The 14,898-nt window shown below is 46.3% G+C and carries 12 protein-coding genes; all 12 read right to left on the bottom strand.

The features are described 5' to 3' along the window. Positions 1–140: 140 nt before the first annotated feature. Positions 141–1,091, bottom strand: coding sequence for a D-2-hydroxyacid dehydrogenase (locus MFMK1_RS09640; protein ID WP_366921501.1), 951 nt, complete (start codon positions 1,089–1,091; stop codon positions 141–143). Positions 1,092–1,201: 110 nt separating this feature from the next. Next, a complete protein-coding gene (metK, locus tag MFMK1_RS09635; RefSeq protein WP_366921500.1) occupies positions 1,202–2,392 on the bottom strand; it encodes a methionine adenosyltransferase in 1,191 nt (396 codons plus the stop codon). A 3-nt stretch (positions 2,393–2,395) separates the two neighbouring features. Continuing rightward, positions 2,396–3,610, bottom strand: coding sequence for a bifunctional phosphopantothenoylcysteine decarboxylase/phosphopantothenate--cysteine ligase CoaBC (gene coaBC, locus MFMK1_RS09630; protein ID WP_366924915.1), 1,215 nt, complete (start codon positions 3,608–3,610; stop codon positions 2,396–2,398). A gap of 4 nt (positions 3,611–3,614) precedes the next feature. After that, positions 3,615–3,818, bottom strand: a complete 204-nt coding sequence (gene rpoZ, locus MFMK1_RS09625; RefSeq protein WP_366921499.1) for a DNA-directed RNA polymerase subunit omega — start codon at positions 3,816–3,818, stop codon at positions 3,615–3,617. Next, positions 3,815–4,426, bottom strand: a complete 612-nt coding sequence (gmk, locus tag MFMK1_RS09620; protein ID WP_366921498.1) for a guanylate kinase — start codon at positions 4,424–4,426, stop codon at positions 3,815–3,817. The genes rpoZ and gmk overlap by 4 nt, the downstream gene beginning before the upstream one ends. A gap of 17 nt (positions 4,427–4,443) precedes the next feature. Further along, positions 4,444–4,719: an extracellular matrix/biofilm regulator RemA gene (gene remA / locus MFMK1_RS09615; RefSeq protein ID WP_366921497.1), complete on the bottom strand. Its 276-nt coding sequence runs from the start codon at positions 4,717–4,719 to the stop codon at positions 4,444–4,446. A 92-nt stretch (positions 4,720–4,811) separates the two neighbouring features. After that, on the bottom strand, positions 4,812–5,687 hold the full coding sequence (locus tag MFMK1_RS09610; RefSeq protein ID WP_366921496.1) for a YicC/YloC family endoribonuclease: 876 nt from the start codon (positions 5,685–5,687) through the stop codon (positions 4,812–4,814). A 188-nt stretch (positions 5,688–5,875) separates the two neighbouring features. Next, complete coding sequence (locus MFMK1_RS09605) at positions 5,876–7,048, bottom strand: LL-diaminopimelate aminotransferase (RefSeq protein ID WP_366921495.1); 1,173 nt, start codon at positions 7,046–7,048, stop codon at positions 5,876–5,878. A 6-nt stretch (positions 7,049–7,054) separates the two neighbouring features. Continuing rightward, the gene (gene dapF / locus MFMK1_RS09600) at positions 7,055–7,912 is read right to left on the bottom strand and encodes a diaminopimelate epimerase (protein ID WP_366924914.1); all 858 of its coding nucleotides are present in this window, start codon (positions 7,910–7,912) and stop codon (positions 7,055–7,057) included. A gap of 57 nt (positions 7,913–7,969) precedes the next feature. Continuing rightward, positions 7,970–10,693: a calcium-transporting P-type ATPase, PMR1-type gene (locus MFMK1_RS09595; protein WP_428846263.1), complete on the bottom strand. Its 2,724-nt coding sequence runs from the start codon at positions 10,691–10,693 to the stop codon at positions 7,970–7,972. A gap of 76 nt (positions 10,694–10,769) precedes the next feature. Then, on the bottom strand, positions 10,770–11,219 hold the full coding sequence (locus tag MFMK1_RS09590) for a PPC domain-containing DNA-binding protein (protein ID WP_366921494.1): 450 nt from the start codon (positions 11,217–11,219) through the stop codon (positions 10,770–10,772). Between the two features lie 85 nt (positions 11,220–11,304). Further along, complete coding sequence (gene nifJ, locus MFMK1_RS09585; RefSeq protein WP_366921493.1) at positions 11,305–14,817, bottom strand: pyruvate:ferredoxin (flavodoxin) oxidoreductase; 3,513 nt, start codon at positions 14,815–14,817, stop codon at positions 11,305–11,307. Positions 14,818–14,898 lie beyond the last annotated feature (81 nt).

The raw sequence follows: 14,898 nt of genomic DNA, 5'->3' as shown, positions 1-14,898 counted from the left end.
CATGCGTCCCAAGAACGTGAACCAAACACCTGAATCTGTACCTTCTTATCCATTTTGAAATGCCTCCTCAAGTAAAATTGTCACTTTCAATTCTACTATATTGCATTTTCGCTGTCAAGTTGCATGCTCTAGATTTGGCTTCAATATCCCCTTTTCCAGTTCATTACATTATGCAGGGATTCGGCTGCTAGATATGCAGCTAAATTTGTCGCAAATACATCCACTGCCCGAGTGGTATAGCGCGGAGATAAAGCAGCCAGGTGGGGAGTTATTAGGACATTCTCCATTTCCCATAAAGGGCTGTTAGGTGAAAGTGGTTCCTCTTCAAAGACATCCAGGCCTGCCCCGGCAATTTCTTTTTCCTGCAATGCCTTTACCATAGCAGGCTCCTCCACTACCTGTCCCCGGGCCAGGTTTATAAAGTAGGCGGTTGATTTCATCTGGCTAAACTCTTGTTCGCCAAACATATGGTATGTCGCGTCGGTTAGCGGCAGAGTTACTACTACGTAATCGCATTGTTTAAGAAGCACTTCCAGCTTCTTCGCGCTAAACATCTTTTCAATTCCATCAACCGGATTTCCGCTGGTATTAACCCCTAAAACCATCATACCGAATGCTGTGCCTCGCCTAGCTACTTCCCGACCGATACTTCCCGTACCCACCACCCCTAAGGTCATCCCGTATATTTCGTTCGGCGACATATCCCGTCTCCATTGCTTCTGGCTTTGGGCACCCCTAAAAGCCAATAACTCTCTGCTAAAGGACAACATCATGCCAAAAGCATGCTCTGCCATCGGTATACCGTGAATTCCCCTGACCGTGGTAACCACAATTCCCTGCTTAGTTATTTCTCCATCAGGAAAGTTATCAACTCCAGCCCGGAGTGCCTGAATCCACTTTAATTTCGGCATCCGCCGCACCAGTTCTGCTGTTAACTTCCAACCGTATGTAACCAACACTTCAGTTTCAAGTAAAAGCTCCTTTTCCTCTGCTAGTTCCTCACATAGGCAAAACTCAGCCTGAGGAAATTGCTTTATTAGTTTTTGCAGGTGATGCTGCTCCAAGGCAGTATCTATGGTAACTTTAGTCATTCTTTCTCCCTCCTTGCCAAAATTTTATTCCAAAAGATTGTAAATTATCGCACTGACCGGCAATTAATCAGAAAAAATAACGGGCACCTGCTTTCAGGCGCCCGAATGTCTTACAAACCTGCTTCTCGACTAAGTATTTCTGCCTTATCAGTGCGTTCCCAAGGCAGATCCAGGTCATTACGACCAAAATGTCCGTACGCAGCAGTCTGTTTATAGATAGGTCTTCTCAAATCCAGTTCTTTGATAATACCTGCAGGACGCAGGTCAAAGTGTTTCTCTACTAATTTAACTAAAGTTTCATCATCTACCTTACCTGTGCCAAAAGTATCTACCCGGACTGAGACGGGTTTAGCGACGCCGATGGCATAGGCCAGCTGTACTTCGCAGCGGTCAGCCAGCCTGGCAGCCACAATATTCTTAGCCACATACCGCGCAGCATACGTTGCGGAACGGTCTACCTTTGTGGGATCCTTGCCGCTGAAGGCGCCGCCGCCGTGCCGGGCCATACCGCCATAGGTATCTACAATAATCTTTCTGCCGGTAAGACCTGAATCACCCTGGGGACCACCAATAACAAAACGACCGGTAGGATTAATAAAAAATTTAGTGTCTTCATCCAATAATTCCTCGGGCACAACCGGTTTTATAACGTATTTCATAATATCTTCTTTTAAGGTTTCCATCGCCAAATCGGGACGATGCTGGGAGGATATTACCACTGTATCCACTCTTGACGGTAAATCACCCTCGTATTCCACTGTTACCTGGGATTTTGCATCAGGGCGAAGATAAGGAATTACTCTACTTTTACGTACTTCTGCAAGTTTGCGCGTCAGTTGATGGGCCAATGAAATGGGCAGCGGCATCAATTCCGGCGTTTCATTGCTGGCATAACCAAACATCATACCCTGGTCACCGGCGCCAATGGCACCAATTTCTTTTTCAGACAGGCTGCCTTCTTTCTCTTCCAACGCCCGGTCCACGCCCATGGCAATATCCGTTGACTGCTCATCTATTGCTGTCAGTACAGCACAGGTATCGCAGTCGAAGCCAAATTTTGCTCGGGTGTAGCCGATTTCTCTGATGGTTTCCCGAACCACTTTGGGAATATCAACATAACAATTAGTAGTAATCTCACCGGTGACTAGTACCAGACCAGTGGTGATTGCCGTCTCACAGGCAACTCTGGCCATTGGATCCTGGGCGTAAATTGCATCTAATACGGCATCGGATATTTGATCAGCAATTTTATCCGGATGCCCTTCGGTTACGGACTCTGATGTGAATAATTTTCTCACCATTAATCACTCCTCTTTCCCCGCTGGGTATCTTGCTGCGATAATATCAATAACGCGGTCCATAATTTCCTGGGCCACCAAATTCTTATTCATTTTGGCCAATGTTTCCTGCCTGCCATCGGCGTAAAGAAAAGTTACCTGGTTTTCGTTAGTTGCAAAACCAATATCTGTACGACTTACATCATTAGCCACAATCAAATCAAGATTTTTCCGCTGTATTTTCTTCTTGGCATTTGCCAAAAGGTCATCAGTTTCAGCGGCAAAGCCCACTAATATCTGCTTGCCTTTTCTTTTTCCCAATTCCGCCAAAATGTCAGTCGTCGGCACCAACGTTAACGCCAAATTGTTAATTTCCTTTTTCATCTTTGAATCTGCCTGCCGTGCCGGCTTGTAATCGGCCACCGCTGCCGCCTTAATAACCACGTCGCTATGGGAACAATAATCTAAAACTGCCCGGAGCATCTCATCAGCAGTGCTTACCGCCACGGCGGTAACCCCCGTAGGTATGGGGAGGTGGGTATTTGCATGAATCAGCACCACTTCAGCGCCCCTTAAAGCAGCGGCAGCGGCTACGGCAAAACCCATCTTTCCTGAACTGCGGTTACCTACATATCGCACCGGGTCGATAGGTTCCTGCGTACCCCCTGCGGTAACCAGTATCTTCTTTCCTGTTAAATCCCGCCGCTGTGCGAAATTCTTCTGCACTAATTCCAAAATCGTTTCCACCGGCGCAAGACGGCCGGGCCCGTCAGTACCACAGGCAAGCCTGCCGCTATCAGGCTGTACCACCTGATAGCCTCTTGTCTGTAGGGCATCAAGGTTATCCTGAACAACCGGGTTTAAAAACATCGCATTGTTCATAGCCGGAGCAATTATTACCGGACATTGTACCGCAAGCATTACTGTGCTGACAAAATCGTCAGCAATACCATGGGCAAGTTTACCGATAATATTTGCAGTAGCGGGCGCAATCACCACTATATCGGCAGTGGTAGCCACATCTATGTGACTGACCTCTCCCGGGCTGCCGAATAAATCATCCAGCACGGGATTACCGGATAGGGTACTTAAAGTTGTCGCGGTGATAAACTCTTTTGAGGCTGCGGTCATGATCACCTGCACCCTTGCGCCCAGTTTTTTAAGTTTGCTTACCATATCCGCCGCTTTATATGCGGCTATACCGCCGGTTACCGCGACCACTGCGCTTTTGCCACTCAGCACCTGGTTATTTGATACCGTCTTTTGTTCGAACATATGTAAATTTTCCTTCCCCAATCTCATGCAGAGCACGGGTTACGGGTTTTACTGTTTTTTCTTGTTCCAGTAAATTTTCATCTGTAAGGATTCTGGCCCGTTTAGCGGCCATCACCACCAAGGCGTATTTACTGTCCACCCGTTTAAGCAGAATATCAATTGGCGGTTGATTCATTTTCCCATCACCTCATTAGTCAATGTTAATCTTTTTCGCTGAGGGCGGCACTTCTCCGCAACAATAATTGATTTAACACGAGTTACGGCTACCTCTAAGCAGTCATTCACTACGACATAATCATACTCGGTAACATATTTAAGTTCCTTGGAGGCTTCTTGCATCCGCCGAGCAATTACATCCTTACTATCGGTACCTCTTTTGGTAATTCTGGTTTCTAATTCTTTTAAAGAGGGCGGCTCTATAAAGATAAATACTCCTTCAGGAAATTTTTCTTTAATTTGCAGGGCTCCTTGGATATCTATCTCAAGAATTATATCATAACCCTGATTAAGCATTAATTCCACATTTTTTCGAGGTGTGCCGTAAAAATTACCGTAAACTTCGGCCCACTCTAAAAATCCTCCCGTTTCACGCATGGATACAAACTCTTCCCGCTCCAGAAAAAAGTAATTCTCTCCGTCTACTTCTCCTTTTCGCGGCGGTCTGGTAGTTGCGGAAATGGAATAACGAAGTTCGGGTTCACTTTCCATCATCCTCGAACAAATAGTTCCTTTTCCGGCACCCGAGGGGCCGGATATAACAATTAACAAACCTTGCTCTGCCAAGTTTCTTCTCCCCCAAGTTACTCGTCTTTATCTTCACCTTGTTGAGCCGCTTCCTTGCTGGTTAGACGATGTGCCACAGTTTCCGGCTGAACGGCGGAAAGAATGATATGGTCACTGTCGGTAATGATAACGGCCCGAGTTCGCCTTCCGTATGTAGCATCAATCAACATACCCTTGTCCCTGGTTTCTTGGATAATTCTCTTAATGGGTGCTGATTCTGGGCTGACGATAGCCACAATGCGGTTAGCGGAAACAATGTTTCCAAAGCCAATATTGATTAATTTAATACTCATAGTCCCTTCCTCCCAACCTAATTATTAACTTTAATGAAAATTACACCTATAATTAGCAAACTCATCTATGAAATTAGGAGGTTTTGCACCCCCTACTCGATGTTTTGCACCTGTTCACGAATTTTTTCTATTTCGCTTTTTATGTCAATTACCAGGCGTCCTAGACTAAGATCGTAATTCTTGGAGCCGATGGTGTTGATTTCCCTGTGCATTTCCTGTACCAAAAAGTCCAGTTTGCGACCTACCGGTTTAACTATCTCTAAAGTTTGTTGCAATTGTTCCAAATGACTTTTTAAGCGGACAATCTCTTCATTGACATTACTCTTATCTGCCATTATAGCCACTTCTGCAGCCAAACGTTCTTCATTTACCGGGGTTTCTGCCATTAATTCACTTATGCGCTGTTTCAACCTTCCCCGATAGTCTTCTACTACAGTGCCCGCCCGTTGTTCCACATCCTGCAATAATTTTTCAATGGTTGCCTTTTTTTCATTCAGATCATCCTGCAGCTTTTCACCTTCACTTTCACGCATAGTTACCATCTGCTCAAGAGCCTGCCTTAAGGCGTCCTCCATCGGCGGCCATATCTTATCTAGGTCATCGTCATTCTCCAGCTGAATAACATCGGGCAGTTGAGCTATATCGTAAGCTGATACACTGGCATCTACACCAAGCAGTTGGTTTAGTTCCATTATTGAATTATAATATGCCTGCGCCAATGCCTTGTCAACGGTCAGTGTTCGCTCCGCTTCGGCAACATTTTCAATCTTCACATATATGTCTACCCTTCCACGGTTCAGTCTATCCTTGATGACACCGCGGAAACGCTCCTCCAGCAGCGAATACTGCCGGGGCATACGTACGGAAACATCCAAAAACCGATGATTGACCGATTTCATCTCTACGGCTATCGCTTTGCCGCCACCGATAGCTGCACCCTGTCCATAGCCTGTCATACTCTTAATCATTCGATTTCCTCCATCGTCTTTCAAAATACCCTCTTAAGGAACCATTTGCTTATATTATTGACATCTTCGACAACAAAAATAACTTCTACCTATTTGGGTAAAATCCTTCCTAACTTTAAGAAAAACAGAGAAAAAAGCAAGATACACCACGATAGATGCTCTTGCTTTCAATATTCAGCTAATTATTCCTAAAATTCCACCTTACCGATAGCTTCCTGCATACGCTGCAAAGCTTCTTCGATACGATTTTTCTCCACGGTAAGGGCAATACGGAAATATCCTTCACCATTTTCACCGTAGCCAATTCCGGGCGTAATAATGACACCGGCTTTTTCAAGTACTAGTTCTGCAAATTCACTGGAGTTGTATTTTTTCGGTACCGGGGCCCATACATAAAAGGTAGCTTGGGGTTTATCCATAGTCCAGCCCATTTTATTTAAACCATCTATTGCGGCATCCCGGCGTTCTTGATAAACCTTTTGCATTTCCTTTACCGGGTCCTGGGACCCCGACAGTCCAGCAATAGCAGCATGCTGAATCGCTTGGAAGGCTCCGGAATCAAGATTTGATTTAATTCGTCCCAAAGCTTCTACAACCTCTTTGTTTCCGGCAGCCCAGCCTATCCGCCAACCGGTCATATTATAGGGCTTGGATAGAGAGTTAAATTCTATACCTACATCTTTGGCACCTTCCGCTTGAAGAAAACTTGGCGGCTCGTAGCCATCAAAAGCAATTTCGCTGTAGGCAGCATCATGGCAGATAATCAAATCGTGCTTTTTAGCAAAAGCCACCACTTTATTGTAAAAATCCAGGTCAGCTAAAGCACCGGTTGGATTATTTGGGTAATTGATAAAAAGAATCTTTGCCTTGTCCGCCACATCACCGGGTACCGCAGCTAAGTCCGGCAGGAAACCGTTTTCTTCTTTGAGTGGCAGATAATATGGCTCGCCCCCCGCAAGCAGGGTCCCTATGCCGTAAACAGGATAGCCCGGGTCAGGTACCAAATTGATATCGCCCGGATCTACATAACAGAAAGAAATGTGCCCGATACCTTCCTTAGAACCAATTAAGCTAACTATTTCTTCTTTTGGGTCTAATTCCACATCAAATCGCTTCTTATACCAATCAGCAACTGCCTCCCGGTATTCAAGCATCCCTACCGAACTGGGGTAACCATGGTTTTCGGGATTATGTGCTTGTTCCACTAATTTGTCGATGACGTGTTCCGGTGTCGGACGGTCCGGATCACCAATTCCCAAACTGATGATATCTACCCCTTGGGCCTTTTTTTCTTGAATCTTCTTTTCAATTCTGGCAAAAAGATAGGGTGGCAATTTTTGCAATCTCTTGGCTTCTTTCATGTTGATTTAAATCTCCTCCTTTATTTCTACCCGGCCGGTAAATACTTTGGCTGCCGGCCCGGTCATGTACACGTGGTTAGTCTTGTCATCCCATTCAATTACTAAATCTCCTCCTGTTAAGGAGACAGTTACCTTGCGGCCGGTGTGTTTATTCAGTGCCGCTGCCACACCTGTGGCACAGGCGCCGGTACCACAGGCTAGTGTCTCGCCTGCACCCCGCTCCCAGACCCGCATTTTAACATGACTATCGTTGACAACCTCCACAAATTCCACATTTGTCTTTTTAGGAAAGAGCGGGTGTTTTTCCAGTTCGGCTCCCCAATTTTTTAACTGTACTGTATTCATATCGTCCACAAAAATTATACAGTGGGGATTGCCCATTGATACAGCAGTAAACTGGAAATTCTTACCATCAGCCAGATTGATGGTTTCTCCTGCTACAGGACTTGTCCCGGTCCCGGACATGGGGATTTCCCCGCGCTCTAGGCGGGGCTCTCCCATATCCACACGTACTGCTTCTATGTCACTACCCTTTAGCAGCAGTCGGGGTTTAATAATACCGGCTAAAGTTTCTACGGTTAGAGCCTCTTTTTTTACCGTTCCTTCTTCCCAGGCCAGTTTGGCGAAACAACGAATGGCATTGCCGCACATTTCCGGCTCTGAGCCATCTGGATTAAAAATTCGCATGCGTACATCCGCCTGCGTGGACGGCAGCATCAACACCAAACCGTCAGCACCGATACCGAACTTACGATCACATAATTTTGTCGCTAGCTCCGGCAAACGCCCTTCCGCAATATTTTCGTCCATATCATTTACCATGATAAAGTCATTTCCCAAACCGTGCATTTTGATAAAGTCCATCATTGCTTACCTCCCGAAACATATCGGTCATTGTCATTATTACCGCCACAGGTAATTTTATGCCTTTAAAAATACCAACCTTCGAGCCAGCGGGCGCCAAGCATAATGGTATATGGCCAACCCAAAGGTACGCCATCCTGCAGCCAGTAAAATTACGCACCAATGAAACAAATTTAAGGGCACAGTCTTAAAGATTGGCTGGAAAAATGGCAGATAAATTACACTTAGCTGCATTATCACAGAACAGGTCACTGCAATTACCAAAAAGGAATTGGAAAAAACACCTACCTGAAAAAGCGAGTACCGTTCCGACTTGCAATCGAAGACATGAAACAGCTGAGAGAAAACCAGGGTGGCAAAAGCCATGGTTCTTGCAGCAGCCAGTTCACCGTCACCCAACCACACGCCCAGGGTAAACACCAACAGTGTGCCTAACCCAATCTGAAAACCTCTAGACATAATCTTCGAAGCCAAACCCCGGGAAAAAATACTTTCCTTAGGATGTCTAGGCGACCTCAGCATAACATCCTTATCCGCATTATCTACCCCTAACGCCATAGCAGGTAATCCGTCAGTGACCAGATTCACCCATAATATCTGAATGGGCAGCAGTGGAAGGGGCAGTCCCGCCAAAGCTGCAAAAAACATGGTCAGTACTTCACCTACATTACATGATAGGAGGTAACGGATAAACTTGCGGATATTATCATAAATGGCGCGGCCTTCTTCAATGGCCGCCACAATAGTAGCAAAATTATCATCGGTGAGCACCATGTCTGATGCTTCCCGGGTAACGTCGGTACCTGTCTTACCCATGGCGACACCGATGTCTGCTTCCTTCACCGCTGGCGCATCATTAACACCGTCACCAGTCATAGCTACTACATGACCCTTGTCCTTTAATGCCCGCACAATTCGTAGTTTATGCTGAGGCGATACCCTGGCATATACCGCCACCTGTTCTACTTCTCCGGCTAAGTCCTGGTCAGATAAAAGGTCCAGCTGGTTGCCGGTAAGTACCTTTTTATCCCCGGTAAGCAGACCCATCTCCCGAGCAATGGCCCAAGCAGTGGCTTGATGGTCACCTGTAATCATCACCGGCATAATCCCGGCCTGTTTACAGGTGTCGATTGCTTTTACCGCCGCGGGCCTAGGTGGGTCTATCATTCCTGCGAGCCCCACAAAGACCATTTCCGACTCAAGTTCCTCTTCGTCCAACCGGTCAGCAGGTCGATAGGCTAGAGCAAGCACACGGAGTGCCTGGCCTGCCAGCAGCGTGTTCTCATCGCTAATAACATCTCGCATTTTGCTGTCCATTACCCGAACTTCTCCATCTTGCAGGAAATGGCTGCATCGCTTTAATATCACATCCGGAGCGCCTTTGGTATAAGCAGTCCTATTTCCTTTGCCATCTTCCATAACAACAGTCATACGTTTTCTGTCGGAATCAAAGGGCAATTCATAAATACGCTGTTCTTTCTTTTCTACACTTTCCCTCCAAATTCCTCCTTTGGCTGCCATTACCAATAGTGCTCCTTCAGTAGGGTCACCGTTAATATGCCAAGTGGACTCTTTTTTACGAAACAAGCCGCCAACCTTAATCCCGTTTTTAGTTAAATTAGAATTATTACATACCGCAGCAATTTTTAATGCTGTTTCCAACTGTCCTTTAGGCTTTACCCTCTTCCCCAAGATAGAAAATTCACCCTTGGGTTCGTATCCGTCACCGCTGACTTCATGTTCTTTGCCCAGCCATAAGCGGCGTACCGTCATCTGGTTTTGGGTCAGCGTGCCAGTTTTATCGGAACATATTACAGTAGCACAACCCAGAGTCTCTACCGCCGGCAGCCGCCGAACAACTGCATTGCGGCGAATCATCTTTTGTACACCGATAGCCAGTGCTACGGTAACTATGGCGGGAAGCCCTTCAGGAATAGCTGCCACTGCCAGACTTACCCCGGCCAGAAACATACGATAAACAGGCTCTCCGCGGAGTATACCGGTTACTACCACCACCACGCACACCAAAATACAGAAAAATACCAGCCATCGGCCCAACCCCGCTAACCTGCGCTGCAGCGGGGTTTCGCTGTCTCCCACTTCCTGCATCATGCCTGCGATATTACCCATCTCTGTATTCATTCCCGTTCCCACTACCAGGGCGTGCCCCCTGCCCCGAGTTATACTGGTACCCATAAATAGCATATTCTCCTGGTCACCTAATGCCACCCGATTGTCGGTGATGACACTGTTGACTTTTTTCACCGGTACTGATTCGCCTGTGAGAGCAGATTCCTCCAACTGAAGGTTACTTCCTTCTAAAAGACGGCAGTCCGCCGGAATTCTATCACCGGTGTCCAGTATTATAATATCGCCGGGGACTAATTTGGCGGCCGGTATTTTTGTTTCCTCGCCGTTTCGCATCACCTTAGCCTCGGGTGCAGTAAGTTGTTTCAACGCTTCCATGGATTTTTCCGCTCTGAACTCCTGGATGAAACCCAATACGGCATTTAAAATAATGATTGCCAAGATGGTCACTGCATCGGCTATCTCACCCAGCATTACCGAAATCACAGTGGCAGCAATTAACACCAGTACCATAAAGTCAGTAAACTGACCTAAAAACATCAATACCGGCGACTTGCCCTTTTGTTCCTTTATCCGATTAGGCCCATACTGTTCCAGCCGTTTTTTCGCTTCCTTTTCTTTTAGTCCTTTTGCTGAGGTCTTCAACTTCTTCATACTTTCTTCCACTTCAAGATTGTACCAATTTTCTCCCATACCTTTCCCCCCGTCACAAATAGCTAGTCTTTAATCATTGATATTCGGGGCTTAGCGAAAAAATGACAGGCATGTTTTATTCCTTTAATTCCAACAGTTCAAAGCCGGTTTCCCGGTCAATTTGTCTCTCAGCGTTAATTCCCACTAGTTCCAGGATTACCACTTCGCCAATATGCCAGATGTCTACCCCTTCCCTGGTGCAACCGGTAACCGTCTCTTCTCCCCGCCCAAAGGCGGAATGCAGATGCAGCTTAGCTGTTCCTGCTGTATTTTGAAAAATCGTGCCCACTCCCAGCGCCTCACTGGTGCCGGCAAGTGAGGTAATCATAGGTACAATTCGGTCGGCTAAGCCATCTTCAGGACCAACTACCACCTTACTATCTCCTGCGGCCCCGCCCAAGAAAAAGACCAATCCCGATTGAATTCCTTTCTTTTGTGCAAAGAGCTCCAACGTGTCCGGCAGTCGATCTTCGTGTTCTAAACGCAATACAAATGTACGGCCGATACCTGCCTCCTGGTATTTCATTTTAAACCTCCTCGTAGAAAGAACCGCCCTTTTCTCTAGAGAAAAGGGCGGTTGTTTTGAAACTAATGTGTCCTACTGCCTAGTCTTAAGCATCTAACTGCTTATAGTTTTTGTAACGCTCTTTCGCATCCCGCTCTGCTTTTTCAAATAAGGCTTCCGCAGCTTCGGGGAAGGTCTTTACCAGCGAGGAATAGCGTACTTCGCTAAGCAGGAAGTCACGGAAGGAACCCTTGGGCTCCTTAGAGTCCAGACTAAAGGGATTTTTACCTTCTTCTTTCAATAACGGGTTGAAGCGATATAAATGCCAATAGCCGGCTTCCACAGCTTTTTTCTCCTGCAGCTGGGTATTGGTCAAACCACCCTTAATACCGTGATTAATACATGGTGCATAGGCGATAATCAAAGAAGGCCCGTCATAGCTTTCAGCTTCTTTAACTGCTTTTAACAGTTGCGACTTGCTGCTGCCCATAGCTACCTGAGCAACGTAGACATAACCGTAACTCATGGCCATCATACCTAAATCCTTTTTCTTTGTTCTCTTACCGGCTGCAGCAAATTTAGCCACTGCTGCAGTAGGTGATGCTTTGGACGCCTGACCACCGGTATTAGAATAAACCTCGGTATCAAATACGAATACATTTACATTTTCACCGGATGCCAATACATGGTCTAAACCGCCGTAGCCAATATCGTAAGCCCAGCCGTCACCACCAAAAATCCATTGAGATTGTTTAATCAGATAATCTTGCTTCTCAAATATTTCTGCCAATACGGCACTGTCGCTGTCAGCTTTCAACTGGGAAACAATCTTTTTAGCCGCAGCTTTAGATGCATCGGCATTATCTTTGCCCTCAAGCCACTCTTGAAAACCAGTCTTTAATTCAGAAGAAATATCTTGCTCTACGGCCTGTTTTACTAAGTCAGTCAGTCTGTGCCTAATTTGCTTGGCACCAAGGAACATACCAAAGCCGTATTCCGCGTTATCCTCAAAGAGTGAATTAGCCCAAGCTGGACCTTTCCCTTCTGCATTAGTGCAATATGGCGTTGCCGGAGCCGAACCTCCCCAGATGGAGGAACAACCGGTAGCATTAGCGATCATCATCCGGTCACCGAAGAGCTGCGTTAATAGTTTGGCATAAGGAGTCTCCCCACAACCGGCACAAGCACCGGAAAATTCCAAGAGCGGTTGGGAAAATTGAGTTCCCTTAGTGGTATTATTTCCGGCTAAGTCAGCCTTACTGCTGACAGTCTGAGCAAATTTCCAATTGCTATTCTGTGCTGCCGCTGCACTATTTAGATCTTCTAGTTCTAAAGCATTCTCTACCGGGCAAGCATTTACGCAGTTTTCACAACCGGAACAATCTAAAGGACTTACCTGCACCCGGAACTGATGAGCGGCAAACTTCTTACCGATAGCATCTGCTGTGTCAAAACCTGCCGGTGCTTTGTCCGCCTCTTCCTTCGTTAACAGTACCGGTCTGATCGCCGCATGAGGACATACCAATGAGCAATCGTTACACTGGATGCATCCTTCTCCAGTCCACCGGGGTACTTGTACTGCAATGCCTCGTTTCTCGTATGCTGCTGTACCTTGAGGGAAAGAACCGTCTTCCCGACCGACAAAGGTGCTTACCGCAAGTTTGTCCCCCTCTAAGCGGTTCATAGGTACCATAACATTTTTAACAAACTCAGGCACTTCTTCTTCAGCCGTGGCCGCAGCCGCGTCCTCAGCGTCCGCCCAGGATTGAGGAATATCAATCTTTTGTGCTGCCTCGATGCCTTGGTCAACCGCCTGCCAATTCATTTGGACAATTTGGTCACCCTTTTTACCATAGGCTTTTTTAATTGCATCCTTCAAATACTTCGCTGCATCATCCAAAGGAATTACTTCAGTCAACTTAAAAAATGAAGACTGCATGATCATGTTGATTCGACCACCAAGGCCAACATTCCTAGCAATGTCTACGGCATTAATAATGTAAAAGTTGATATCGTTTTCCGCCAAGTATTTTTTTAAGGATGCGGGAAGATTTTCTTCTAGCTCATCAGCAGTCCACTGGCAGTTCAAAAGGAATGTGCCGCCGGACTTCAGTCCGTCCACCACATCATATTTGTAAACATAGGATTGATTATGACAAGCCACGAAGTCCGCCTGCTCTATCAAATAAGTGGATTTGATGGCATTTTTGCCAAATCTCAAGTGGGAGATTGTCACACCGCCGGACTTTTTCGAGTCATAGGCAAAATATCCTTGAGCATACATGTCAGTATTATCACCGATGATTTTGATCGCTTCTTTATTAGCACCAACAGTACCATCAGAACCTAAACCCCAAAATTTGCAGCTGATTGTTCCCGCGGGGATAGTATTAATCTTTTCACCCACCGGCAAAGATGTATACGTTACATCATCGACAATGCCTACTGTAAAGTCGTCCTTAGGCTGATCCTGTTTTAAATTGTCAAATACTGCTTTGATTTGGGCAGGAGTGGTATCCTTTGAACCAAGACCATAACGCCCCCCCACTACTAATGGTGCCTTTTCCTTTCGATAGAACAGTGACCGGATATCTTGATAAAGAGGTTCTCCACCGGCACCCGGTTCTTTAGTCCTGTCCATCACCGCGATTTTTTCTACCGTTTCAGGCATTACCTGCAGCAGGTATTTCTCGGAGAAGGGCCGGTATAAATGGATTTTAATTACACCAATTTTTTCTCCTTTAGCCAACAGGTAGTCAACAGTTTCTTCGATGGTATCACAAACAGAGCCCATAGCGATAATCACTCGGTCCGCGTCAGGAGCACCATAGTAGTTAAACGGTCGATACTCCCGACCGGTCAACTTGCTGATTTCCTGTAAGTATTCATTGACTATGTCAGGCAGTTCATCATAAAACTTATTAGATGCTTCTCTGGCCTGGAAGAAAATATCCGGGTTTTGAGCCGTACCCTTGGTAACCGGGTGTGCAGGGTTTAAAGCATCTTGTCTAAACCGCTTGACGGCGTCCATATCCGTCAATTTGGCAAGATCTTCGTAATCAAGCACTTCAACCTTTTGTACCTCATGAGAGGTACGGAAACCATCAAAAAAGTGCATAAATGGTAGTCTTGACTTGATGGAGGCCAAATGTGCTACTCCAGCAAGGTCCGCAACTTCCTGAACGCTGCCTGAGGCCAGCATGGCAAAACCGGTCTGCCGGCAGGCCATTACATCAGAATGGTCGCCAAAGATGGACAGAGCGTGAGAAGCCAAAGCGCGAGCACTTACATGAAATACCCCTGGAAGCATTTCACCCGCAATCTTATACATGTTTGGCACCATCAACAATAACCCCTGAGAAGCTGTGAAGGTTGTGGTCAATGCTCCGGCACTTAATGAGCCATGTACCGCCCCGGCTGCTCCAGCCTCAGATTGCAGTTCCACCACACTGACTTCTTGGCCGAAAATATTCTTTCTTCCGTGGGCGCTCCACTCGTCAATCACCTCAGCCATAGGCGAAGACGGTGTGATTGGGTAAATACTTGCTACATCAGTAAAGGCATACGCCACATGAGCAGCAGCAGTATTACCATCCATCGTCTTAATAGTTTTTCCCACTTAGCATCACTCCCTTTTCTTTTTCTATAGGTTTTATCAGTATACTCAGGCCGCAGTGCCCCACAGCCCGGTTTCTGCATA

This window comes from Metallumcola ferriviriculae (assembly GCF_035573695.1).
GTDB lineage: Bacteria > Bacillota > JADQBR01 > JADQBR01 > JADQBR01 > Metallumcola > Metallumcola ferriviriculae.
The sequence above is the reverse complement of the archived record's forward strand: the minus strand, read 5'-3'. Positions and strand labels throughout refer to the sequence as shown.